This window comes from Streptococcus mitis SK564, from assembly GCF_000148525.1.
Lineage (GTDB): Bacteria > Bacillota > Bacilli > Lactobacillales > Streptococcaceae > Streptococcus > Streptococcus mitis_H.
Genome location: NZ_AEDU01000033.1, coordinates 30,335 through 53,032, shown reverse-complemented (window position 1 = coordinate 53,032; position 22,698 = coordinate 30,335). Strand labels below are relative to the sequence as shown.

General features: G+C 41.2%; 22 protein-coding genes. 1 reads left to right on the top strand and 21 read right to left on the bottom strand.

The annotated features are described in order from the left end of the window. Positions 1 to 190 precede the first annotated feature (190 nt). The 13 genes from SMSK564_RS12390 to SMSK564_RS12330 form a co-directional block, all read right to left on the bottom strand. Complete coding sequence (locus tag SMSK564_RS12390; RefSeq protein WP_001049318.1) at positions 191 to 703, bottom strand: adenine phosphoribosyltransferase; 513 nt, start codon at positions 701 to 703, stop codon at positions 191 to 193. An 85-nt stretch (positions 704 to 788) separates the two neighbouring features. Next, a complete protein-coding gene (locus tag SMSK564_RS12385; protein WP_001287227.1) occupies positions 789 to 1,547 on the bottom strand; it encodes a class I SAM-dependent methyltransferase in 759 nt (252 codons plus the stop codon). A gap of 510 nt (positions 1,548 to 2,057) precedes the next feature. Further along, positions 2,058 to 2,747, bottom strand: coding sequence for a 50S ribosomal protein L1 (rplA, locus tag SMSK564_RS12380; RefSeq protein WP_001085675.1), 690 nt, complete (start codon positions 2,745 to 2,747; stop codon positions 2,058 to 2,060). 206 nt (positions 2,748 to 2,953) lie between these two features. Further along, positions 2,954 to 3,379 (bottom strand): 50S ribosomal protein L11, encoded by a 426-nt coding sequence (gene rplK / locus SMSK564_RS12375; protein ID WP_001085807.1) that lies wholly within the window; start codon positions 3,377 to 3,379, stop codon positions 2,954 to 2,956. A 237-nt stretch (positions 3,380 to 3,616) separates the two neighbouring features. Then, positions 3,617 to 4,333, bottom strand: coding sequence for an LD-carboxypeptidase LdcB/DacB (gene ldcB / locus SMSK564_RS12370; protein WP_000747760.1), 717 nt, complete (start codon positions 4,331 to 4,333; stop codon positions 3,617 to 3,619). Positions 4,334 to 4,335: 2 nt separating this feature from the next. Continuing rightward, positions 4,336 to 4,806: an HIT family protein gene (locus SMSK564_RS12365; protein ID WP_000335614.1), complete on the bottom strand. Its 471-nt coding sequence runs from the start codon at positions 4,804 to 4,806 to the stop codon at positions 4,336 to 4,338. A 1-nt stretch (position 4,807) separates the two neighbouring features. Then, a complete protein-coding gene (locus SMSK564_RS12360; protein WP_001077208.1) occupies positions 4,808 to 5,845 on the bottom strand; it encodes a M42 family metallopeptidase in 1,038 nt (345 codons plus the stop codon). Between the two features lie 97 nt (positions 5,846 to 5,942). After that, positions 5,943 to 7,268, bottom strand: coding sequence for a branched-chain amino acid transport system II carrier protein (gene brnQ, locus SMSK564_RS12355; protein ID WP_001074581.1), 1,326 nt, complete (start codon positions 7,266 to 7,268; stop codon positions 5,943 to 5,945). A 252-nt stretch (positions 7,269 to 7,520) separates the two neighbouring features. Beyond that, a complete protein-coding gene (locus SMSK564_RS12350) occupies positions 7,521 to 7,808 on the bottom strand; it encodes a rhodanese-like domain-containing protein (protein WP_000659156.1) in 288 nt (95 codons plus the stop codon). Then, the gene (locus tag SMSK564_RS12345; protein ID WP_000078126.1) at positions 7,805 to 8,395 is read right to left on the bottom strand and encodes a uracil-DNA glycosylase family protein; all 591 of its coding nucleotides are present in this window, start codon (positions 8,393 to 8,395) and stop codon (positions 7,805 to 7,807) included. The genes SMSK564_RS12350 and SMSK564_RS12345 overlap by 4 nt, the downstream gene beginning before the upstream one ends. Positions 8,396 to 8,448: 53 nt before the next feature. Next, on the bottom strand, positions 8,449 to 9,849 hold the full coding sequence (gene pepV, locus SMSK564_RS12340) for a dipeptidase PepV (protein WP_000125062.1): 1,401 nt from the start codon (positions 9,847 to 9,849) through the stop codon (positions 8,449 to 8,451). Between the two features lie 13 nt (positions 9,850 to 9,862). Next, positions 9,863 to 10,468, bottom strand: coding sequence for a nitroreductase family protein (locus tag SMSK564_RS12335; protein WP_000670164.1), 606 nt, complete (start codon positions 10,466 to 10,468; stop codon positions 9,863 to 9,865). Continuing rightward, entirely contained in the window at positions 10,455 to 10,637 is a 183-nt protein-coding gene (locus SMSK564_RS12330; protein WP_000074452.1) for a hypothetical protein, read from the bottom strand. Before SMSK564_RS12330 ends, SMSK564_RS12335 begins: the two co-directional genes overlap by 14 nt. A gap of 1 nt (position 10,638) precedes the next feature. On the opposite strand from SMSK564_RS12330, the gene SMSK564_RS12325 reads away from it, so the two are divergent. Further along, the gene (locus tag SMSK564_RS12325; protein WP_000714648.1) at positions 10,639 to 11,439 is read left to right on the top strand and encodes an amino acid ABC transporter substrate-binding protein; all 801 of its coding nucleotides are present in this window, start codon (positions 10,639 to 10,641) and stop codon (positions 11,437 to 11,439) included. A gap of 179 nt (positions 11,440 to 11,618) precedes the next feature. Here SMSK564_RS12325 and SMSK564_RS12320 read toward each other — a convergent pair whose 3' ends face one another. From SMSK564_RS12320 to recJ, 8 genes are all read right to left on the bottom strand, one after another. Further along, entirely contained in the window at positions 11,619 to 12,452 is an 834-nt protein-coding gene (locus SMSK564_RS12320; protein WP_001015745.1) for a metallophosphoesterase family protein, read from the bottom strand. Continuing rightward, a complete protein-coding gene (uvrC, locus tag SMSK564_RS12315; protein WP_001061115.1) occupies positions 12,442 to 14,289 on the bottom strand; it encodes an excinuclease ABC subunit UvrC in 1,848 nt (615 codons plus the stop codon). The genes SMSK564_RS12320 and uvrC overlap by 11 nt, the downstream gene beginning before the upstream one ends. 39 nt (positions 14,290 to 14,328) lie before the next feature. Further along, a complete protein-coding gene (locus tag SMSK564_RS12310) occupies positions 14,329 to 15,030 on the bottom strand; it encodes a M57 family metalloprotease (RefSeq protein ID WP_001267401.1) in 702 nt (233 codons plus the stop codon). A 78-nt stretch (positions 15,031 to 15,108) separates the two neighbouring features. Further along, positions 15,109 to 16,341, bottom strand: coding sequence for a peptidoglycan bridge formation alanyltransferase MurN (gene murN, locus SMSK564_RS12305; protein ID WP_001229524.1), 1,233 nt, complete (start codon positions 16,339 to 16,341; stop codon positions 15,109 to 15,111). A gap of 4 nt (positions 16,342 to 16,345) precedes the next feature. Then, positions 16,346 to 17,566, bottom strand: a complete 1,221-nt coding sequence (locus SMSK564_RS12300; RefSeq protein WP_000286585.1) for a peptidoglycan bridge formation alanyltransferase MurM — start codon at positions 17,564 to 17,566, stop codon at positions 16,346 to 16,348. 130 nt (positions 17,567 to 17,696) lie between these two features. Beyond that, entirely contained in the window at positions 17,697 to 18,476 is a 780-nt protein-coding gene (locus SMSK564_RS12295) for an alpha/beta hydrolase (RefSeq protein WP_000290035.1), read from the bottom strand. A gap of 68 nt (positions 18,477 to 18,544) precedes the next feature. Then, complete coding sequence (locus SMSK564_RS12290; RefSeq protein WP_000065642.1) at positions 18,545 to 20,206, bottom strand: ribonuclease J; 1,662 nt, start codon at positions 20,204 to 20,206, stop codon at positions 18,545 to 18,547. Between the two features lie 170 nt (positions 20,207 to 20,376). Beyond that, complete coding sequence (gene recJ, locus SMSK564_RS12285; protein WP_004237253.1) at positions 20,377 to 22,599, bottom strand: single-stranded-DNA-specific exonuclease RecJ; 2,223 nt, start codon at positions 22,597 to 22,599, stop codon at positions 20,377 to 20,379. Positions 22,600 to 22,698 lie beyond the last annotated feature (99 nt).

Below are 22,698 nucleotides of genomic sequence, written 5' to 3'. Positions count from 1 at the left end.
GCTGTACTTTGAGTAGCCTGCGGCTAGTTTGCTCTTTGATTTTCATTGAGTATGAAACTAAATCTCAAACACTTAGTCCCTTTATTATACTGCAAGAAGATATAGTTTTCAATTATACTTTTTCTCTAACTAGCTATAGTCTATTTTTATATCCTAATGTAGAGAAAACAGCCCTAGGGACTGTTTTTCATTAATAATGCATCAGAACTTTGTAATCGTAGTCACCGATTTTTTCACGACCGTTCAATTCATCCAATTCAACAAGGAAGGCACAACCTGCTACAACACCACCAAGTTTTTCAATCATCTCGATAGTAGCCTTAACAGTTCCACCTGTTGCCAAGAGGTCATCTACGATAAGAACACGTTGACCTGGCTTGATAGCGTCAGCATGCATAGTCAAGGTATCAACACCGTACTCTTTTTCATAGTCAGCAGAAATGACTTCGCGTGGCAATTTACCTGGTTTACGAACAGGTGCAAAACCAATTCCCAACTCAAAGGCAACTGGACAGCCCACGATAAAACCACGAGCCTCAGGACCTACAATCATGTCTATTTTCTTGTCAGTAGCATACTGAACAATTTCACGAACAGCGTAGCTATAAGCATTCCCATCAGCCATCAAAGGACTAATATCACGGAAGGTAATTCCTTCCTTTGGATAATTTTCAATTGTTGCAATATAATCTTTTAAATTCATCTTTTTCTTTCTTTCAAAGTTTTTACTCTCTATTATAGCATATTTTTTAAGAAAGAAAAAAGGAAAAGTTAACTTCAATGATTATCTAACGTTTTGACGATTTATAACTAGCCATCGCAATAAAGCCCAATTTCTTTTTATTCTTAGCAAACATTTTATACATCGTTAAAAACTGCTTTCTATTCTCCTTTTTACAAGCATTTACACAAATTTTCAAAGTTCCTAGCCAACCTTCGTCATAAATCATACCTGATAATTTCATTAATGTCATTTCACCAGTCAATACTTTCACATCACGATAACCCGATTCTATCATCACTTGCTCCCAACCATCTTGGGTTAAAGGACCTACATTTACATGAATTGCTTGCGACAATTCCTGTCTGACAGACTCTTTAGCTTCCTTAAGAAGTACATCATGTGTCAGGAGAAGACCTTCAGGTTTTAAAACCCTTAGATATTCCATTACACATTTTTTCTTAGCTTGATCGGCTTGCATAGTCAGCATAGCTTCATTTATAACAATATCAAAACTAGCATCTTCATAAGGAAGTTTCATTGCATTAGCTCTTTCAAAACTGATTAAATGAGCAACACCTGCCGTTTCAGCAGATTTTTTAGCCACTTCTAAAGCTTGAGCATCCATATCAACAGCAGTTATCTTACAACCAAAACGCTGTGCCAACTCAATTGCTGTAGTTCCCCTATTACACGCAACCTCTAGTATTCTCTTTTCTTTTGAAAATCCTCCTTCCGCAATTAACCAATCTGTAGCACGTTTTCCACCTGGACGTAAGCGTTTTTTCCCCAGTTTTGCTAAAAACTTATGACCTGCTTCTGACATTTGAACACCTCTGTTTTTTCTTCATTATAACATAAAACGATATTATCTGACAATTCTAATCTATTATTTGATAAACTAGAATCAAAAGCATACAAACCACCATGACTATAGCATAAATTTATTATTACCTCTCTAGTTCGAATTCAACTCCTCCCATCATTTACACATTCAGGTTACGACTATTTTTGTACTTTGGAATTGCTCTCATCTTCATCCATTATACGAACCTCCACCTTCCTGTTCGTAGAGCCACGATTCTCAGTCTGCCGATTCTTATTTCCAGCGTCAGACTGAGAATCGCTAAAAGCTTCATTAGTAAGTGGTACACACAAATAATACTCAATGGAAATCAAAGAGCAAACTAGGAAGCTAGCTGCATACTGTACTTGAGTACGGCAAGGCAAAGCTAACGTGGTTTGAAGAGTATTACAAATCCAGATATACGACATGCCCGTCGTACATCAAAAAAGCGAGCACTTTCGTACTCGTTCTCTCTGTATAAACTACTGATTAAAGTGAGTTTACATCAACTTTGATACCAACACCTTGAGTAGTGGTGATAGTCAAGTTTGTTACATAAGTTCCTTTAGCTGTAGCTGGTTTTGCTTTTTGGATTGTTTCGTTGAAAGCTTTGAAGTTTTCAACCAATTTTTCAGCTTCAAATGATACTTTACCGATGATTGCTTGAACGTTACCTGCACGGTCAGCACGGTAAGTGATTTTACCACCTTTAGACTCTTCAACTGCTTTAGCAACATCCATTGTTACAGTACCAGTTTTAGGGTTTGGCATCAAGTTACGTGGTCCAAGGACACGTCCAAGACGTCCAACAAGAGCCATCATGTCAGGTGTAGCGATAACTACGTCGAAGTCCAACCAACCATCGTTGATTTTAGCAACAAGGTCATCTTCACCAACAAAGTCTGCACCAGCAGCTTTTGCTTCTTCAGCTTTTGCACCGCGTGCGAAAACAAGAACGCGTGAAGTTTTACCAGTACCGTTTGGCAATACCATTGCTCCACGGATTTGTTGGTCAGCTTTTTTAACGTCGATATTCAAGTTGTAAGCAACTTCTACAGTTGCGTCAAATTTTGCAAAGTTTGTTTCTTTTGCAAGTGCCACAGCTTCTTCTACGCTGTATGCTTTTGTGCTGTCGATTTTCTCAAGAGCAGCACGAAGTTGTTTGCTTTTTTTAGCCATTTTCTATTCTCCTTGTAAGTGGTTCAATCGATTTTCATCTCCCACGTCACTCCTCGAAATGATGAAGTCTTGCGGGTTTTCAGTCTATTAGATTCTTTTCCTATTTCATTAAGCTCCCTTGCTGTACCCAAGTACAAGCTTCAGTCACTTGCTTAGTATAAAAAGCAACTAATAGACTGCTGTGAGATTTTCTACTGTGTTATTGATTAGTCAACAACAGTGAATCCCATAGAACGAGCAGTACCTTCAATCATACGCATTGCAGACTCTACGTTTGCTGCGTTCAAATCTGGCATCTTAGTTTCTGCAATTTCTTGTACTTGCGCACGAGTAACTGTAGCAACTTTAGTTTTGTTAGGTGTACCTGATCCTTTTTCAACACCTGCAGCTTTTTTCAAAAGAACAGCAGCTGGTGGTGTTTTAGTGATGAAAGTAAATGATTTATCTTCGTAAACTGAGATAACAACTGGAATGATCATACCAGCTTGGTCAGCTGTACGAGCGTTGAACTCTTTTGTGAATCCCATGATATTGATACCAGCTTGACCAAGAGCAGGTCCAACCGGTGGAGCTGGTGTAGCTTTACCAGCAGGGATTTGCAATTTTACAAGTTTTTCGACTTTTTTAGCCATTTTTAAATCCTCCTTTGTGGTTTTGGCGGTAATTAGAGATTTTTACCTCCCACAAGTATGCTTTTTACATACCTATCTATTATACACTATTTATCTGGAATTGCAAGGGAAAAGTTTATTTTTTATACTCAATGAAAATCAAAGAGCAAACTAGGAAGCTAGCCGCAGGTTGCTCAAAACACTGTTTTGAGGTTGCAGATGGAAGCTGACGTGGTTTGAAGAGATTTTCGAAGAGTATTAATCGACGTAATCTCCGCCTTCAAAGCCGTAATACTCTTCCAAACTGAGACCACTTGCAGCTATTTCTTTTGCTTCTTTTCCGACATAACGAAGGTGCCATTCTTCAGCCATATAGCCTGTTTCCTTTTCCTTGACTTTGAGATAACGGACAACAAAGCCATAATCAGCCGCATGGTCCAAGAGCCATTGGGCCGCTTTTTCTTCTGTCACCAAATCACCATTTGTCCCAATCACATCAAAAGCCAAGCCTGTCTGGTGCTCGCTATAGCCAGGACGGGCAGAATAACGGTCAGCAGCTTCTTTCCCATCTTGATTGACATAATCTTGATAGAGCTTGGTCTGAGTTTCATAACTTCTAAAGCCACTGTAATGGTCGCTAATGGGGAAACCTGCCTCTTGCATAGCTTTGATGAGTTTGACCAACTCTGCCTTGGCTTTTGGATTTTCCCCTGGATTATAGTCTTTAGACAATGGATAGTGTTTGTTGGCTACGATGATTTCATCGTATTTCCCTTGGATGCTGTAGTAGTCTCCTTTGTTAACCACTTCTGCTTTTTTCTGGGCAGCTCCCTGAGATTTACTGCCGACTGCTCCATCAGCTTTAGCTGTTTGTTCTGTCTTAGCTGCGCCATCTTCATTTTTTGCTTTTTCTTGTGAACAAGCTGCTAGACTCAAGGCTAGCAAGGCTGTCAAGACTAGGTATCTTTTTTTCATCTTTACTCCTTTATTTCTAATAGTTTATCTACTTCTGATGATAAACATTCGACTAATCTTTTAATCTCATCAGGTTTTGATTGGCAGATTTCTGCTGTCATTTCTTCAAAGGGAACCCACCAGACTGGCCCACGCCCTTTGAGACCGTGACCCTTCATATCACCTCTTCGTCTAGGAAACAGATGCCAGTGAAGATGGGCATCGCCATTTCCTAGCAGTTCGATATTCATTTTCTCAGCAGCAAAGGCCTTGGCAACTGCCTCTTGGACTAAACTCATTTCTTCTAGAAAACGGAGTCTTGTCTCCTTTTTCAAATGGTGCAATTCGCTGACGTGTTCCTTGGCTAGAAAGAGACTATAGCCTGCAAAATACTGGTGGTCTCCAATCACAAGATAGCCTGTTTCCAACTCTTTGACAAAATAGGGATTTTCTCCCTTCTTGATGAGCTCAATTCTCTGACAAATAAGGCACATATTAGTCTACCAGTGCGCTCTTAAGATAGGCATCAACCATACGCTCCGTCGCGACAACTGAATCAATATGAGTACGCTCATAAGAATGACTAGACTCGATACCCGCGCCAAGGAGGGCGTGTTTGACCTCTGCCCCTGCGGACATGGCCGCTGAAGCGTCCGATCCATAAAATGGATAGATATCCAACTTGAATGGAATATCTTGCTCTTTCGCCAAGGTCACCAAGTGTTGACGGAAATCATAGTGATAAGGCCCTGAAGCATCCTTGACACAGATAGACACTGTGTACTCATCTGTTTGCTGGTCATCTCCCATAGCTCCCATATCCACAGCCAGATATTCGACTACCTGAGCAGGAATATTAGAGTTAGCACCGTGCCCCACTTCTTCAAAGACTGAGAAAGCAAAATGGGTTGTTACTGGCAACTCAATCTTCTCTTCCTTATAAATACGAAGCAGATTAAGCAAAATCGCTGCGCTAACCTTATCGTCCAAATGACGAGACTTGATAAAACCTGTCTCTGTCACGACGGTTCGTGGATCAAAGCTGATGAAATCACCAACTTCAATCCCCAAGGCACGAGTTTCTTTTTCACTAGTTACTTTGGCGTCCAAACGCACTTCCATATTGTCTTGCGTGCGTTCTGCAGTTCCTGCATCCTTGTAGACATGGCAAGAAGTTTGGTGGATGAGGATGGTTCCGGATACCTTATGACCTGTGCTAGCTACGTGAACAGTACAGTTTTCACCTTCAATCATGTTCCAAGGAAAACCACCGATACGATCTAGTTTGAGACGGCCGTCTGGTTTGACAGCACGGACAATGGCCCCCAGCGTATCCACATGGGCAGTCACATAGCGATGCTCTTCATCATTTTGACCTTTAATGGTCACATTGACACCACCCTTAGCTGTGCGAACCGGCTGGTAACCAAAACCTTCTATAGTCTTGACTAAATAGTCCGAAATCTCCCGAGTGAAGCCCGTTGGCGACGCAATGGCTGTCAGTTCTTTGATATATTCTACTGTTTGATTCATTTCTTCACCTCTTTTGCTACCTATTATAACACATTTATCATCGGATAAAAAAAGAAAATCACTCCTGCAGACTTTGCTACAAAAGTGATTTTAGTGATTATTCCATTTCAAAAACATCACTTTCTTGCTTGTTTGGTAGAACCAATGAGAGCAAGATTCCGACAATGGCTGGCACCAACCATGGGAGTGATGCCTTAGCAAAAGGAAGAGCGTTGACAAGATTTGCAAGAAACTCAACCTTAAATGAGCTTCCTAGTACGCTTGCAATGGCAATAGCTGTAACCACAGCAATTGTCAACTGCATACCTGGTTTTGAAAGAGCAACAAATTTGTTGACAATGACAATCATAACGATAGCAATCGTGATTGGGTACAAGATAACCAGTACTGGAATTGAGTACTTGATAATCGCATCAAGACCCAAATTGGCAATGGCAAATCCAATTAGGGTAAAGGCTGTCGCATAAACCTTGTAGCTGATTTGTGGGAAACGTTCATTAAAGAACTCAGCTGTTGACACAATCAAACCAACTGTTGTTGTGAAGCAGGTTACAGTAACCATAGCTGCAAGGAAGAGTTGGGCTGTTGAGCCAAAGATTTCTTGAGTAGCTTGTGACAAAATGTAAACACCTGGTGTTCCACCCTTCATCGCTTCAGCTGGTACTGGGAAATGATTTCCAAGGAAACCTAAACCGATGTAAAGAGCGCTGAAGGCAAGGGCAACAACGATACCAACCACCCAAATAGTCGAAATGTATTCTTTCTTACTTGAAAATCCAAGTTGTTTCAAGGTTTGAACTGCGATTACGCTAAAGGCAACTGAGGCAAGGGCGTCCAAGGTATTGTAACCTTCTAGGAAACCTGTACCAAAGGCAGAAGCTTGATAAGCAGCTGAAGCAGCTTGAGGACTTGTTCCACCGTATTTGAAAGCTCCCAGAACAACCAAGATAACGATCAAAATCGCAAAGACTGGCGTTAAAATACGGCCGATACGGTCCAAGATTTTTGATGGATTAAGCGAGATTAGATACGCTGCTGCAAAGTAAAGAACCGTAAAGACAATCAATCCAAGACCTTTATTTGCATCCGACAAAAGAGGGCTAATCCCTACTTCGTAAGCTGTTGTAGCTGTACGTGGGATAGCAAAGAATGGACCGATTGACAAGTAAAGAACTGAGAGGTAAAGAGTCGCAAACCAAGGCGCTATCTTTGTTGAAATCTCGTAGATATATCCTTTAGGATTTAGCGTTCCAATAATAAGAGTCAAGACGGCGATACCGACACCTGAAAAGACAAAACCTGCGATGGCAGGAAGAAAATGTTCTCCAGATAGAGCACCTAGAGAAGGCGGAAAAATCAAGTTCCCCGCACCAAAAAATATTCCAAACAGGAGTAAACCTGTTAGGGCACCTTTTTTAGCCATGAAAATCTCCTTCATATTTATAAAATACTGACCTAGTATATCATGAATAGGAGTATGAAAAAAGCTTCACGAAGTAAATATTGAATGTTTTCAAGATTCTTAAAAATGAGAATTGTCTAAAAATAAAATCCCCTACCCAGCCCACGCCAAGTAGGAGAAAATTCTAATGTTTATACTGTCAGCTTCACCTTGCCGTACTCAAGTACAGCCTGCGGCTAGCTTCCTAGTTTGCTCTTTGATTTTCATTGAGTATTAAAGTTCTTCAAAGGCCATCATGCCACCTTGTACATTGATAACCTCATAACCTTGTTCTGATAAGAATTGGCAAGCACGCGCCGATCTCATTCCAGATTTACAAATAACATAATGTAACTGATCCTTGTCCAATTGATCATATGTATCAGCTAATTGACTCAGAGGAAGATTCTGAGCACCTTCTAAATGAAGAGCTTCAAACTCATCCACTTCTCTCACATCTACTAGAGAAAGTTGGTCGTTTTGGTAAAGCTGGCAAAATGCGTCAAAGGTTATTTCTTTCATTCTTTTTCTCCTAAAATAGTTTTAATTCTTTTTTTCAAATCTGGCACCACTTCTGCCTCAAACCAAGGATTTTTGGCCATCCAGATTTGATTTCTAGGCGAGGGATGAACTAAAGGAAAATAGGTTGGCAAGTAATTCTGATAATGTTTTACCCGTTCTGTTACCTTGCCACTGATTTTCTCCTTTAAATAGTAGGTCTGGGCATATTGCCCAATCAAGAGGGTCAATTGAATATCTGGTAATTCTTGCAAGAGCTGCGGATGCCATTTTTCGGCAAAGCCAGCTCGAGGTGGCAGGTCACCTGACTTGCCATGCCCAGGAAAGTAGAAATCCATAGGCAAAACAGCAAAATATCCTGAATCGTAAAAGGTATCTTCATCCACACCTAGCCAGTTTCTCAGGCGGTCACCACTTTTGTCCTTCCAGTAAAGGCCTGCTTTTTGGGTTTTAAGACCAGGCGCTTGACCGATGATATTGATGCGAGCAGTCTTTGGTGCTGCAAAGAGAGGCTCGATGCCACGCTCTGTATAGGTGGCATTCTGCGGATCCGCCATGATAGCCTGCTTGATTCTTTCGATTTGGGACATCTACTTTTCCTCCAAAAAGAAGTCTAAGCATACAATCTCAGACTTCTATCGTTTTATTTGATCAATTCATAAATAGCTTCGGCATAGATTGCTGCTGCTCGGAAAAGATCGTCCAAGGCGATAAATTCATTAGCTTGGTGCATGGTGTCAATTGAGTCTGGGAACATAGCACCGTAGGCAACCCCACGTTCAAGCAAGCGACCAAAGGTTCCACCACCAATAACTTGTTCATGACCTTGTAGACCAGTTTGTTTTTCATAAACATTCAACAAGGTTTGAACAAGTGGATCTTCCATTGGTACATAGTGAGGCGTGTGACCGTGTTCAGAAAGGCTAACAGAAGCAACTGGCAAGTTTTCAAGAATTGACTTGATTTGCTCAGGACTTGTTCCTTTTGGATAGCGGATGTTGAGGGCAATGGTATTGTCAGCGCTTGTTTCGTCAAAGCGGAAGACACCGGCATTCATAGAAAGGGCGCCCATCTTTTCGTCCACATGGGCAATCTTGAGACTTTCACCCTCATGGTCGTTCAAGAGAATTTTACCAGCGATGTCAAGGTAGTCTTTAGCTGGACCAGCAAAGTCAAACTGGCTAAGGAAGAGGGCTAGGTAAGTCGCACCATTGACACCTGAAGCAGGCATAGCACCGTGGGCTGATTTACCAATAATCGTCACCTTGTATTGGCCAGCTTCTTCTTGGAGTTCTCCTCTAAGTTTGTGTTCTGCAACAAAAGCATCTAGTTTAGCTTGCAAGTCAGCTAAGTCACCTGAAACAACTGCTGTTGCTGATTCTGGTACCATGTTTTCACGCAAACCACCTGTGAAGCTGTGAAGACGGGCAACACCTGCATTTTCACCTGCAAAGTGGAGATATTCCGTGATATTTCCTTTTTCACCATTGATGATAGGGAATTCAGCGTCTGGAGAGAAACCGAAGTCTGGTTTCGCAAGTCCTACGTGCTCGAAGTAGTAGTCCATATCTGCCCAGCCTGATTCTTCGTCTGTTCCGACGATGAAGCGAACTTTTTTAGAAGTTGGAAGGCCCAATTCTTTGATGATTTTCAAGCCATAGTAACAAGCTGTTGTAGGACCCTTGTCGTCCGACGCCCCACGCGCATAAAGGCGACCGTCTTTGATAGTCGGTGTGTAAGGGTCTGTGTCCCAACCGCTACCAGCTGGTACCACGTCCATGTGGGCAAAGATTCCGAGAACTTCTTCTCCATCACCAAACTCAAAATGTCCTGCATAGTTGTCAACATTTTTAGTTGGGTAGCCATCACGGTCTGCGATTTCAAGGAATTTTTCCAAGGCTTTTACTGGACCAGGTCCAAATGGATGCTCAGCATCAACCTTGCTGTCATCTCGTTCTGAGTTGATTTCTAAAAGGCTAAACAAGTCAGCCAAGAGGTCTTCTTTGCGTTTTTCTACTTCTGCTGTAAAATCAATTGCTGTCATTTTTTTCTTCTTTCTATCTTTTCTCGATGATTTCATCTACTGGCAAGCGGTAACTTGGTTCCAATTTTTCGTCTGTGTATCCCACTGTAATCAAAAGTTCTGGGCGGAAGCGGTCTTCGATATCCAAAACTTCATTGACTTTTGATTTGTCAAAACCAAGAATAAGATTTGATCCGATTCCTTGGTCTGTAAGAGCGAGAACCAAGTTCATAGCAACCAAACCTGCATTGAGGGCTAGATAGTCGCTGACTTGTTGTTCATTGTAACGGGCAAATTCAGCAGGCAAATTCTTCATAAAATATTGAAGTTGCTCTTCAGAAAAGTTATTAGCACCACCAACTCGGGCAATCTTACGAGCACGTTTAGCCAAATCTGTGTCTGTAAACAAGGCAATAGTTACAGGCGCTGATGATACCTGTTCAAAGTTTGAACCGTAAGCCAATTTTGCTAGTTCGGCATTTTTCTCACGCACCACTACAAATTTCCATGGCTGGCTGTTGTGGGCACTTGGTGCCAAGGTTGCAATTTCGATAGCCGTACGCACATCTTTTGGATCCACTGGCTTATCAGTGAAATGCTTAGTCGCATGACGTTTTTTATTTAATTCAAGAAATTTCATAATCGATTTCCTTTTCTAATTCTACTGCTTCCATTCTACCATAATTTGAAAGAGCTTGCAGAGATTTTTCATGATTAAGATTTTTTATTACAGTCATAAAAAATATATATTGGTTCATCAAGAAAGTTTCTGATAAACTAGCAAGTACTTTACATTTAAATGGAGACATTATGAAAAAATTTAGCCTTTTACTACTCATCTTCCCATTTTTAGTTGCCTGTGGAAATCAATCTACACCTAAAGAAACCAGCTCTCAAAAGACAATCGTCGTTGCTACAGCTGGCGATGTGCCACCATTTGACTACGAAGATAAAGGCAATCTGACAGGCTTCGATATTGAAGTTCTAAAAGCAGTAGATGAAAAACTCAGCGACTACGAGATTCAATTTCAAAGAACCGCCTGGGAGAGTATCTTCCCAGGACTTGATTCTGGTCACTATCAAGCAGCAGCTAATAACTTGAGTTACACAAAAGAGCGTGCTGAAAAATACCTTTACTCACTTCCAATTTCGAATAATCCCCTCGTCCTTGTCAGCAACAAGAAAAATCCTTTGACTTCTCTTGACCAAATCGCTGGCAAAACAACTCAAGAGGATACCGGAACTTCAAACGCTCAATTCATCAATAACTGGAATCAGAAACACACTGATAATCCTGCTACTATAGATTTTTCTGGTGAAGATATCGGCAAACGAATCCTAGACCTTGCTAACGGAGAGTTTGATTTCCTAGTTTTTGACAAGGTATCCGTTCAAAAGATTATCAAGGACCGTGGCTTAGACCTCTCAGTCGTTGATTTACCTTCTGCCGATAACCCCAGCAACTATATCGTTTTCTCAAGTGACCAAAAAGAGTTTAAAGAGAAATTTGATAAAGCACTCAAAGAACTCTATCAAGATGGAACCCTTGAAAAACTCAGCAATACCTATCTAGGTGGCTCTTATCTTCCAGATCAATCTCAATTACAATAATACTCTTCGAAAATCTCTTCAAACCACGTCAGCTTTATCTGCAACCTCAAAGCTGTGCTTTGAGCAACCTACGTCTAGCTTCCTAGTTTGCTCTTTGATTTTCATTGAGTATAAGATATATTAAAAACGATTGGACGAGCCAATCGTTTTTAGTTTGCATTGGTTATTTTAGGAAACTTTTACAAAAAATCAAAAAAATTCTTCACATCTTCTACATACCCATGCTTTTCTATTAAGCTTGCTAAGAGTTCCAGATTGTGCCCCTGATAGTTATCTTCACGACGTAGCTCTTCATACATTTCAATAAAAGGCAGGCCCTTGGACTTGGCCAATTCTAACTCAGCCTCGTAATCATAAGCGACTTTACGAAATAGGATATTTACCAATTCCCCATCTTCAACCTCTATCACGACATACTGGGCACGGTGATTTTTTAACGCCTCCCAGTTAAAATAGGGCATGCCAATCGACCCTGGATTGATGATTTGTTGCCCTTGACTGCCATAACGAAGCAACTGCTTGTGGACATGACCATAGACTGCCACGTCAACTTCATCATCTAGGAGTTGGTCAAATTTCTCTGTATCATTCTCAACTAGCAAGTCACCACCATAGTTCTTATTTGGCAAATTATGAGAGATAGAAAAGCGCAATCCTTCAACTTCTTTCTTTTCCAGCAAAGGCAAGCTTCGTAGCCAGACAATCGTTGCAGGATTCATTCGCTCCATCAAAAACTGGGTCATTCGCATGAGCTGGACTTCCTGTGGGTCTTCTAAGCCATATTGCCCATCTAAAGCCTCAAGGACACAATCATCCCAATTGCCTCGAACACTAGCTGTGATAGGAAGGGCCTTTAGCAGGGCGACCAAGTCATTTGCGCCTGGACCAGGAAGAAAAATATCTCCCAGAAGCCAGTATTCACTGACTCCTTGATTTTTAGCATCTGCAATCACTGCTTCTAGCGCTGTCGCATTGCCATGAATATCTGATAAAATTGCGATTTTATGGTTCATTGTGGTTTTCTTCCGTTTGGTAATCTACTTTTTCTTCCGCCACTTGAGGCAAGGTTTCTGTTTCCTGCGGGTTCAACTTCCTCTGCACTGCTTCTGCGACCGCTCTAGGTACTCCAACTTCGACAATCTCATCCACACTGGCTTCCTTGATTTTGGTCAAAGACTTAAAATGCTTCATGAGATTCTGCTTGCGTTTAGGTCCCAGACCTTCAATTCCATCCAGTTGTGATGAAAAGGAATTTTTGGAGCGCAGTTGGCGATGGAAAGTGATAGCAAAGCGGTGTACCTCATCTTGGATGCGCTGAAGGAGGAAAAATTCCTGAGAATTGCGAGACAACTCTACCACCTCAAGTGGATCACCGAAGAGCAATTCATGTGTTTGGTGCTTATCATTTTTTTGCAGACCTGCAATGGGTATATCCAAGCCCAGTTCCTCTTGGATGACTTGCTTGGCGATATTGACCTGACCTTGTCCTCCATCAATGACAATCAAATCTGGAGGAGTCAAACTGTCACGCTGTACTCGACCATAGCGCCTGCGAATGACTTCTCTCATACTGGCATAGTCGTCTGGCCCGACTACGGTTTTGATTTTATACTTACGGTAATCCTTCTTACTAGGTTTTCCGTTGACAAAGACAACCATGGCTGAAACAGGACTGGTCCCCATGATATTGGAGTTATCAAAGGATTCGATGCGAACTGGTGTCGGGATTTGGAGCAAGCGTCCCAGATTTTCAATAGCCCCTTGGGTCTTTTCGACAGATTTCTCTAGCAGATTAAATTTCTGCTCTAGACTGACTCGAGCATTCTTTATAGCCAAATTGACCAGTTGCTTTTTCTCTCCACGTTGAGGCTTAAGAATCTTGGTGTCTACCAAAGCCTTGACAGCTTCTTCGTCAATATCCTGCGGAATCAGTACCTCATTGGGAACCAGGTGAGATTTTTCTTGATAGAACTGTCCCACATAGGTCAAGAAATCTTCGTCTGGATCATTGTAATAGGGGAAAAGATTGACATCGCGCTCAATGAGTTTTCCCTGACGGACAAAGAAAACCTGAACACACATCCAGCCCTTATCCACATAGTAGCCAAAGACATCCCGATTTTGGAGATCCTTAGCCATAACCCGTTGCTTGGTTCGAAGCGTTCCAATGGCCTGAATCAGGTCACGGTATTCCGCTGCACGTTCAAATTCCATAGTCTGGGCTGCCACTGCCATTTTTCCCTTAAGATCATCAATGATTTTGTCATCCTGCCCTTTCAGAAACTCAGAGACCTCCTGAGCCATAGACTTGAAATAGGCCTCATCCTTCTTACAGATAGTATGGGCCATACATTGACCGATATGGTAGTAAAAACAGACCTTAGAAGGAGGATTGGTACACTTACGAAAAGGGAAAATTCGATCCAAAAGTCGCTTGATTTCATTGGCTGCCCCCACATCTGGATAAGGTCCAAAGTAGAGACCTTCGTCCTTTTTGACCTGACGGGTGATAATCAAACGAGGATAGCGTTCATTGGTAATCTTGATGAAAGGATAAGACTTATCATCCTTGAGCATGATATTGTATTTAGGCTTATTTTCCTTGATCAGATTAATTTCTAGGAGAAGTGCCTCAATATTGGACTCCGTAACAATAAATTCAAAATCCACAATTTCAGACACCAAGGCCTCTGTTTTTGTATCGTGACTCCCACGGAAATAAGACCTCACGCGGTTACGTAGATTTTTAGCCTTTCCTACATAGATAATCGTACCGTTTTTATCCTTGTGAATGTAGCAACCAGGGCTGGTAGGCAGGAGCTCTAGTTTTGATTTAATCAAGTTATTCATAGTTCCATTATAGCAAAAAAAGTAGGGAAAGATAGTCCCCTACTCATTGGTCTCATATAATTTTCGGAGGTTTGCAACATCCTCTTTCTGGACACCATAAAAGGAACCTGCTGGTTGCATTACAGACTTCTCATCTGTATGGTCCAAGCCAATCGCATGCCCCAACTCATGTTCTGCCGTATGGACAATGCGCTCATAAGAATAACCATAATTTGGATCGGATAGATAATAGTGATTCAACCGTACCGTGACAGACAAGAATTGCCCTGTTAAGAGGTTGGTCTGACTTTCTGCCTCTCCTGCCACAGGAGTACCTCCGTCATTCATCTCCGTAGCCAAGATATCTGCCTTGCTGGACTCAGTCACGATTTCAAAATGAAAAGCACCAGTTTGATTCCAATTCTGGATTGCTTCTAAATAAGCCTCTTGAAAGCGTGAATCCATCTGGGGATCCAAGTAAATACGAGCAGAAGCCTGTGACCACCTTCCTTCAGAATGCTGGTGGCTATCAGTCTGGTTCAACTTAGGCAGTTGCCCTGTTCTTTCCCATTGGTCGATACTTTGTTGACCAATTTTTACCGACCGCTCTGCTTGCTTTAGCGCTCCTTGAAAATCCCCGTTCAGATACCAGAGAAAACCAAAAGCAAGAGCACATAAGAGTACAACTATCCAGACTAGGCGCCAAAACAAACGCCAAACAAAAGAAAAGAAAGCCCCTATCAAACGAAAAAGCCAACGCATGTCTCTCCACCTTTCTAGCAAATAAACTTTATTTTACTAAAACAAGCTGAAAGAAAGCTAAATACTGGCTTTTTCACCTTAACGTCCTAATATTTTTTTGAATAACTGAATAGCTTTGTATTTTAAAGGCGATGGATGATAACGGAAAGTTCCTGCTTTACGTACAATATAGCCATTAAAATTTTGTTTAAAACGCAAAACACCATCACTACCATCAAAAATCCCTTGAATGCCTAGGAAGTTGTATTTAGGTATTCCACGTTTTATGCTTTCCAACATAACATATTTTTGAAGTAGTGCAGGGGCATAAAACTTATTAAATTCAGTGTAGGAACCACTAAAGAGGTAAGTCGTTTCCTGAGGCATATAAACAAATAAACTCCCGGCTAAAACAATATCTTCTTCTCCATATTTCTCAATCAAGTCTCTCGCTTCTGCTTTTCGAACTTCAAAAGTTTCAAATTGACTAGAATATTCTCTCAGTTGATTTTGTTTTTTCTCAGAATGAGGATTTTTACTCAAATCAAGTCGCAACTTGTCCAAGATTTCTTCTAGTTTACTTTGTTCACCTTGCAATTTGCTCATATACTCCGAAAAATTTAAGCTTGCTATAAGAAACTCCGCTTGTTCTCCAAATGAATCATAGAAGTGCTCATAATATTCTAAACTTTTATCACTATATTCTCTACGTTCAGAGGTTTCTTTTGTTATATTCTTAAAAATCGATAGTTCTTCACGTTTTAACTTTTTCAACCGAATGCCAAACGTTTCAGCCTTTTTCACCAAAGGCTTCCCCTTTTTACTAAAATTTTTAAGTAAATTCTTTTCGGTTAAATCAGTCAAATCTTTATAGTATAACCAATCTGGTTCTCCACCTGGATAACCCGTTGTCAATCCATCAAATTGATAACCTAAATCAGTTAAACCTTGAATGATACTTTTTTTCTCAGCATCTATTGGATTACCTTCACTATCAAAAGTTTGATACGTTTCATAAGGTTTTACAAGCAACTCTAATACACCATTTTGCTTAGCATATTCTTTTAACTCCGCATAAAAAACTGGAAGAGCATCTTGTTGGGTATAAATCGGACCCGAATTGAGCTCCATATGCAGCCCACCCAGCATGGGCAAGCTATAAACCAGAGCTGCAACTTGAATCTCTCCTTCTTGTTTCAAAGCAAGGTAAACAATTCGAGCCCCTCTTTTTTCTAACAAGTCCCCCATCTGGACAGATTGCATAAAGGAACGAGAAGAAACCTGATCAGAATAAGTACGAAACTCTTCTTTTGTGAGTGTAGTTAGTGCCATATACTTACTTTCTATGTTTTTTTCTTAATGTTTTACGGAAATCAAGAGCAAGTCTTAACAGAGGATAGAGGGGATGAGTCGGCATTGTAAATTCACCCAAGTATTCTTCAATCGTTGGATTAAATTTTTCCTTAAAATGATAAAGTCCACCATTGAGAGAGTTTTCAACACCACCTAAATTTTGCCACACTATACCTCGTTCAAAGGCATAGCGAGCTGTTTCATACCAAGTTAAAATTGGTGCATTGTAACGTTTAAAATCATCATCCATACCAGCATATAGATTGACAGAGGTATTACCAAATTCCAAACTCAAAGTAGCCGCTAAAGGAATGTTTGATTTTCCCATATTCATATATCCCTGCAAGAAATCTATTTCCTCTTCTAAACGTTCTTTTTCTTTTATATTTTCTTGAACTTTTGAAGGTTTGGTTGCATCACTAAATTTTTCTGCAACTACTCTATTTTTTTCCAGCTGTTCTTCTAATTCTCGTAAACGCTTAGAAACATCCAAACTCGTTAGCGTGATATAAGAATCTTCTTTAAAGTTATCTAATAATTTTTTATAGTAGACTTCATTTCTTAAATGAATATCTTTTCGTTTCTCAGTTTTTTTCATCAACTCCGAAAATGAATCTAATAGTTCCAGTCCACCATATTGAATCTCAAGACCTTTGTTTCGTGCTGTTCGGATAGCTTGCCTCGTTGATTTAGAAAGTTTATCTTCTTCAAAATTTTCCTTATATATTTTCGCCTGAATACGAGGCTGAATGGTGTCATCCATCTCGATTGTCTGCCCAGACCATTCCACTCCTAATTGCCCTAAAATATCAACAATAGCAAGATTTTCAGGATATTCTGTTTTATCTTGATTGACCAAATGTTGAGATAGACAAATGCTTGGATCGAAAGTCACAAAAACCGCTCTCTTATTGCGAGCATAAGACTTAATAGACTGCAGGACAAACTTTAAAAGTTCTGTATCCCTGTAATCCAATATAGGACCTCTTGGAATATAAAACATTTTATACCCCAAAGGCAGAGATTTTATGAGAATACTAGCCACAGCCAGTAAGTTCTCCCCTTCATAGACACCAAGCCTCTCATGATTCCAATCAGATTTCACTTTTTCCCAAGCACTGCTTTGTAATAGATTAACCATGGGATGTTCTTTTACAAAATCATCATACTCTGATAGTGGTATCCCAAGCTGATAACGATACATATTTTTCTCTCTTTCAACTAGTATCTCTCTACTATTTTACTATTTTCGATTAAAAAGTCTAGCAAAAATAGACTTCCATCAATGTTTTTAAGCCAAGAATAACTATAAATGGTGGTTTATTTATAAAAAATTAGCTCAATCTCTCTTCTAATTTGAAATCAATCGGTAGGATTTTTAAAAACCGTTCCAATTGTTTTTCCCAGTAGTACCACTCGTGAGTTCCAGCGCTATGGCTATAGGTCACATCAAAGCCCAGCTTTTTGAGGTTTTTCACTGCAAGATTATTGGCTTCGTACAAGAAATCCTGCTCGCCACACCAAGCCCAAAGTTTGGTCTTTTTATCCGATTTTTTAGCCAGACTTTCTAGGGAATAGGGACTAGCTGTCCAATCTTTAATCTCCCCAAACACACCTCTCCAATAAGCTGGTGTTCCCAAATTTTGGCTTTCAGGAGAAAACTCTTGAAAGCTAAGGGCGCCTGAAAAACTAGCTGCATGAGAAAAACGATTTGTTGCAAGAGCCAGTTTGAAACAGCCATAGCCTCCCATAGAGAGACCAGCGATAAAGGTCTTTTCACGCTTACTAGTCATATTAGGGAAGAAACGTTTCAGAACCTGTGGCAATTCCTCTGCTAGAGCTGTGTAATAGTCAAAACCATACTGGGTATCGGTATACCAACCATTGCTGGTATTGGGCATGACGACGATAAGATTAGTTCCACGAAGCAAACGTTCCACATTGGTCCGCTTGAGCCAGCTATTATGATTACCAGACATCCCATGCAAAAGGTACAAGACAGGGATATCTTTACATTCTGGTTCTTCCACTCGATTAGCGTCAGGATAGAGAACATTCACCCCCCACTCCATATCTAATACCTGTGAGTAATACTCGATTTTCATTACTGCCATGATTTTCTCCTTCTATTTTCCGATAAGAAAAAGCCGAAATTCGACTTTCCCTCTGTTTATTTCAATGATTATTTTGCTTCCATCACCACTGGTAAAATAGCTGGACGACGCTTAGTTTGATCAAAGAGATACTTGGTCAAATTATCACGAACCTTCCCTTTAAGATCAGCCCAGTCAAAGTCATCTCCTTGAAGATACTCTTCCACCGTTTGGTTAATCAATTCTGAACTTTCACGGAGAATATCGCGGCTCTTCTTGAGATAAACAAATCCACGCGTGTGCACACGAGCCTTGGCCACAATTTTCTTCTCACGACGGTTAACGGTGATTGCTACGATGAAAATACCATCCTCTGACAAGACCTTACGGTCACGAAGGACTACATTTCCAACATCACCGATAGCATTTCCGTCAATCAAGACATCCCCTGCCGAAACTGCGCCAGCTGGGACAAAGTCCCCATTCTCATAAGCCATGCTGGTTCCCTTTTTAGGGATAAAAATGCGTTCTGGCAACATACCAACAGCCATAGCAGCCTTAGCATGGGCATCCAACTCACGGTACTCCCCTTGAATTGGGAAGAGATACTTGGGTTGCAAGAGATTAATCATCAACTGCAAATCACGCGCATTTCCGTGACCTGACACACGCAAGCTTTGAGTGATCAGTTTGACAACCCCACCAGCTTGGTAAATCATGTTTTCCACACGCGCCATAACTGCTTCTTTGGCGATAGATGGAGTCGTTACGATATAGACCAGGTCACCGTCCTTGATTTCTACATAACGGTGGCGACCAATTGACATCTTGCGAAGACCGTTGATAGGCTCACCCATACGACCTGTCTCAAGTATAATCAACTCATGGTCTTCAAAGCGAGACATATCTTTTGGCTTAATCAAAAGACTCTCGTTAGCTAGAGACAATTTCTTAAGACGAATAGCAGTACGGACGATATTTTCAATATCAAATCCTGTCAAGACCACACGACGGCCTGTTGCATCCGCAGCATCAAACACCTGCTGGATACGAGAGAGGTTGCTGGCTACCGCCGCAACGATGATACGACCATCCCAGTCCGAAATGGTTTGAGTGATCTCGTCCCCAACTTCACTTTCGCTAGCCACTTGGATATTACTATCTGCATTGGCTGAATCGCTAAGAAGAGCTAGAACTCCATCACGACCGATTTCTGCCAAGCGAGCGAAGTCTGTCGCATAAGATTCACTAGCTGTCTGGTCAAATTTGAAGTCACCTGTGTAAACGATACTACCTTCAGCTGTCTTCAAGACAACACCCAGACTTTCTGGGATAGAGTGGGTCGTACGGAAGAAGGACACCACAGTCCCGCCAAAATCAATCTCCGTATCCTCATCGATAACATGAAAATCATTGAATTTCTTAACTGTGTCATTTCCTTTGACAAAGAGTTTGGCCAACTCAATGGTCAACTCAGAGCCAAATACAGGTACCTTGGCTTCAGCCAAGAGATAAGGCAGAGCACCAATGGCATCTGCATGGCCGTGGGTCAAGAAGACCCCAGCGATACGGTCGCTATTTTCAAAAAGGTAGTCCATATTTGGAATAACGACGTCCACCCCTAGTTGTTCATTTTCAGGATATTTCAGACCTGCATCCAAAACGAAAATAGATCCATTGATTTCAGCGATATACATATTTTTCCCGTTTTCACGTACACCACCAAGTGTTGTTAAACTGATATTACTCATTTTTCCTCCGAAAGCTTTGTTTATCTTGATTATAGGGTTACTTTCCCTTTTATTCTAAAAGCACTACTTTTAGCCGAATCTTTTCCTACCATTATACCATTTTTTTGATGATTTTCAAAATGAAGATTTATTTTCAAAAAAGAGCTGGTTGCCCAACTCTTTCCTATCTGCTATTCTTTTTCCATTAAAAAGTTATAAATTTCTTGCACGGTACCCAGCGCCATCATTTCTTGGTCTTTAACGGTTTGTTTGAGATTTTGGTAAATCTGACTTTCTCCGATCTCTCGCTTCGGTGCCTCTTTATTCACTGTCATGACACCATCTTTGATGGTCACAAAGCCTAGTTCTTCAAATACTTGAATCATCTTGACCAGCAAGATTTGCTGAATATTGAGATAAGTAGCCAAATCCTTCAGCTTGTAGCGAATATCAAACTCTGGGAACTGGTAGATGGTCTTGTACAATTTGGCAAACTGCTCTCTAGTCCCATAGCCTGTCAGATAGTAGGCCTTGGCAATATCATTTTTGAAATAAACAGCAGAAAAATTCTGTTCCTGAAAAATGGTCTTCAGCTGAGTAATATCCTCAGGAATGGTTTTCACAACAATAGCTTCACTATTTACTAGACTTGGTAATTCTCCAGCAAAATCCAAGACTGGAACTCCTTCTGGCAAGACTGCATTTTTCCCACGGATGTTAAAGAGTTGAACACCCTCCACACGCGCATCCACCATCATCAACTGCAGGGCAGTTTGGCCATTCCATTGGTTGACAGACAATTTGACTGCCAACTCTAGATTCTTGGTTTGAGAAAACTCTGTCGCCCATCTGCCTTGGCCAAAGGCTACCACTTCAAAACTCGCCTCACCTTTGGAAATTTTCAGTTTGAGATGAGCATTGCCTGCTCCCATAGTACGGGCACTTTCGACCTGAAAATCCTTGATATAAAAGACAGGTTTCTGATTGTCCATGCCAAAAGGTGCTAAACGTTCAAAACTTTTGACCGTTTCCAAGCTAAGTCTCTCCAAATCCAGCTCTTCATCTAGGTTTAACTTGTTCTTGCCAGTAGCATCTGCGCCTTTTTCACGGACATAATCTTCCAATACTTGAGATAAATCTGAAAGTTTCTCAACCTCCAGCGTCATTCCTGCTGCACCTGCATGACCTCCAAAGGCGATGAAGAGGTCTCGATGAGGATCCAGAGCCTCAAAAATATCGACCGCTTCCACACTACGAGCACTACCCTTGGCACGACCGTCCTCTATATTAAGAACAATAACTGTCTGCCCTAGTTCTTCCAACAAACGACCAGCCACGATACCCAGAACCCCAGGATTCCAGCCTTCCTTGGCCAAGACTTGGACCTTCTTCTCAGGATCCACCATGGTCTTGGCTTCTTCATAGATAGACTGGACGATTTCCTTGCGCTCTTCATTTTTCTGATGAATCATGAGGGCAATCTCATGCGCTTCCTCGTCGTCAAATCCAGTCAGCAAATCAATGACAGGATTGGGATCGTCCAAACGCCCCAAGGCATTCAAACGAGGGGCAATCTGGAAACCAACCGTTTCTTCTGTCACTTCGTTGGCAGCAATCCCAGCCATGTCCAGCATTTCTTGTAAACCAATGCGCTGAGTATGTCCCAACATTTCCAGACCATACTGAACCAAGATACGGTTCTCATCCGTCAAACTCACCATATCAGCAATGGTACCAATAGCGACCAAATCAAGTAATTCCACTTGCACTTCTTCTAACAGAGCACAAGCCAACTTGAAAGCCACTCCACAACCAGCCAAATATTTAAAAGGATAGTCCGCATCTGGATGCTCAGGATGGACAATAGCATAGGCATCTGGTAAGATTTCAGGCATGGAATGGTGGTCAGTCACGATGACATCGACTCCCATAGACTGGGCCAATTCAATAGCCTCATGACCTGCAACCCCATTGTCCACCGTCACAATCAAGGAAATTCCTTCTTGCTCGATAAAGTATTTGTAAACACTGGCATTAGGTCCATAGCCATCTGTAAAACGATTTGGCAAGTAAACACGGCACTCGGCACCAAGCTGTTCCAAACTTTCCTTCACAATCGAAGCTGAAGTCATGCCATCCGCATCGTAGTCCCCATAGATGAGAATATTTTCCCCTTCTTCAATGGCCTGACGAACTCGTTCCACTGCCTTGTCCATATCATGAAGCAGATAAGGGTCATGCAAGTCCTCCAAGGAAGGTTCTAAAAACTTTTTCAGACTTTCTTGGTCCTGAATCCCTCTCTCAAATAATAACCGAGCCACCTCAGGACCCAGTCCAGCCTTCTTGGCTATCTTTGTAAAATCCGCATCTTCTACCTGCGGGGCAAATTGCCATTCATAAGTAGGTGTTATCAAAAAGACATCCACTCTTTCTAAGAATTCTATTGCTTCATTATAACATGATTTAGACGTTTTCTCTATCCTGATTTCTACAAAAATTTTACTAACTTTTTT

Excerpts from the sequence above, each read along its gene's own strand:
- SMSK564_RS12390 (WP_001049318.1), bottom strand. The coding sequence starts at position 703 with ATGAATTTAAAAGATTATATTGCAACAATTGAAAATTATCCAAAGGAA.
- SMSK564_RS12385 (WP_001287227.1), bottom strand. The coding sequence starts at position 1,547 with ATGTCAGAAGCAGGTCATAAGTTTTTAGCAAAACTGGGGAAAAAACGC.
- rplA (WP_001085675.1), bottom strand. The coding sequence starts at position 2,747 with ATGGCTAAAAAAAGCAAACAACTTCGTGCTGCTCTTGAGAAAATCGAC.
- rplK (WP_001085807.1), bottom strand. The coding sequence starts at position 3,379 with ATGGCTAAAAAAGTCGAAAAACTTGTAAAATTGCAAATCCCTGCTGGT.
- ldcB (WP_000747760.1), bottom strand. The coding sequence starts at position 4,333 with ATGAAAAAAAGATACCTAGTCTTGACAGCCTTGCTAGCCTTGAGTCTA.
- SMSK564_RS12365 (WP_000335614.1), bottom strand. The coding sequence starts at position 4,806 with ATGTGCCTTATTTGTCAGAGAATTGAGCTCATCAAGAAGGGAGAAAAT.
- SMSK564_RS12360 (WP_001077208.1), bottom strand. The coding sequence starts at position 5,845 with ATGAATCAAACAGTAGAATATATCAAAGAACTGACAGCCATTGCGTCG.
- brnQ (WP_001074581.1), bottom strand. The coding sequence starts at position 7,268 with ATGGCTAAAAAAGGTGCCCTAACAGGTTTACTCCTGTTTGGAATATTT.
- SMSK564_RS12350 (WP_000659156.1), bottom strand. The coding sequence starts at position 7,808 with ATGAAAGAAATAACCTTTGACGCATTTTGCCAGCTTTACCAAAACGAC.
- SMSK564_RS12345 (WP_000078126.1), bottom strand. The coding sequence starts at position 8,395 with ATGTCCCAAATCGAAAGAATCAAGCAGGCTATCATGGCGGATCCGCAG.
- pepV (WP_000125062.1), bottom strand. The coding sequence starts at position 9,849 with ATGACAGCAATTGATTTTACAGCAGAAGTAGAAAAACGCAAAGAAGAC.
- SMSK564_RS12335 (WP_000670164.1), bottom strand. The coding sequence starts at position 10,468 with ATGAAATTTCTTGAATTAAATAAAAAACGTCATGCGACTAAGCATTTC.
- SMSK564_RS12330 (WP_000074452.1), bottom strand. The coding sequence starts at position 10,637 with ATGTCTCCATTTAAATGTAAAGTACTTGCTAGTTTATCAGAAACTTTC.
- SMSK564_RS12325 (WP_000714648.1), top strand. The coding sequence starts at position 10,639 with ATGAAAAAATTTAGCCTTTTACTACTCATCTTCCCATTTTTAGTTGCC.
- SMSK564_RS12320 (WP_001015745.1), bottom strand. The coding sequence starts at position 12,452 with ATGAACCATAAAATCGCAATTTTATCAGATATTCATGGCAATGCGACA.
- uvrC (WP_001061115.1), bottom strand. The coding sequence starts at position 14,289 with ATGAATAACTTGATTAAATCAAAACTAGAGCTCCTGCCTACCAGCCCT.
- SMSK564_RS12310 (WP_001267401.1), bottom strand. The coding sequence starts at position 15,030 with ATGCGTTGGCTTTTTCGTTTGATAGGGGCTTTCTTTTCTTTTGTTTGG.
- murN (WP_001229524.1), bottom strand. The coding sequence starts at position 16,341 with ATGGCACTAACTACACTCACAAAAGAAGAGTTTCGTACTTATTCTGAT.
- SMSK564_RS12300 (WP_000286585.1), bottom strand. The coding sequence starts at position 17,566 with ATGTATCGTTATCAGCTTGGGATACCACTATCAGAGTATGATGATTTT.
- SMSK564_RS12295 (WP_000290035.1), bottom strand. The coding sequence starts at position 18,476 with ATGGCAGTAATGAAAATCGAGTATTACTCACAGGTATTAGATATGGAG.
- SMSK564_RS12290 (WP_000065642.1), bottom strand. The coding sequence starts at position 20,206 with ATGAGTAATATCAGTTTAACAACACTTGGTGGTGTACGTGAAAACGGG.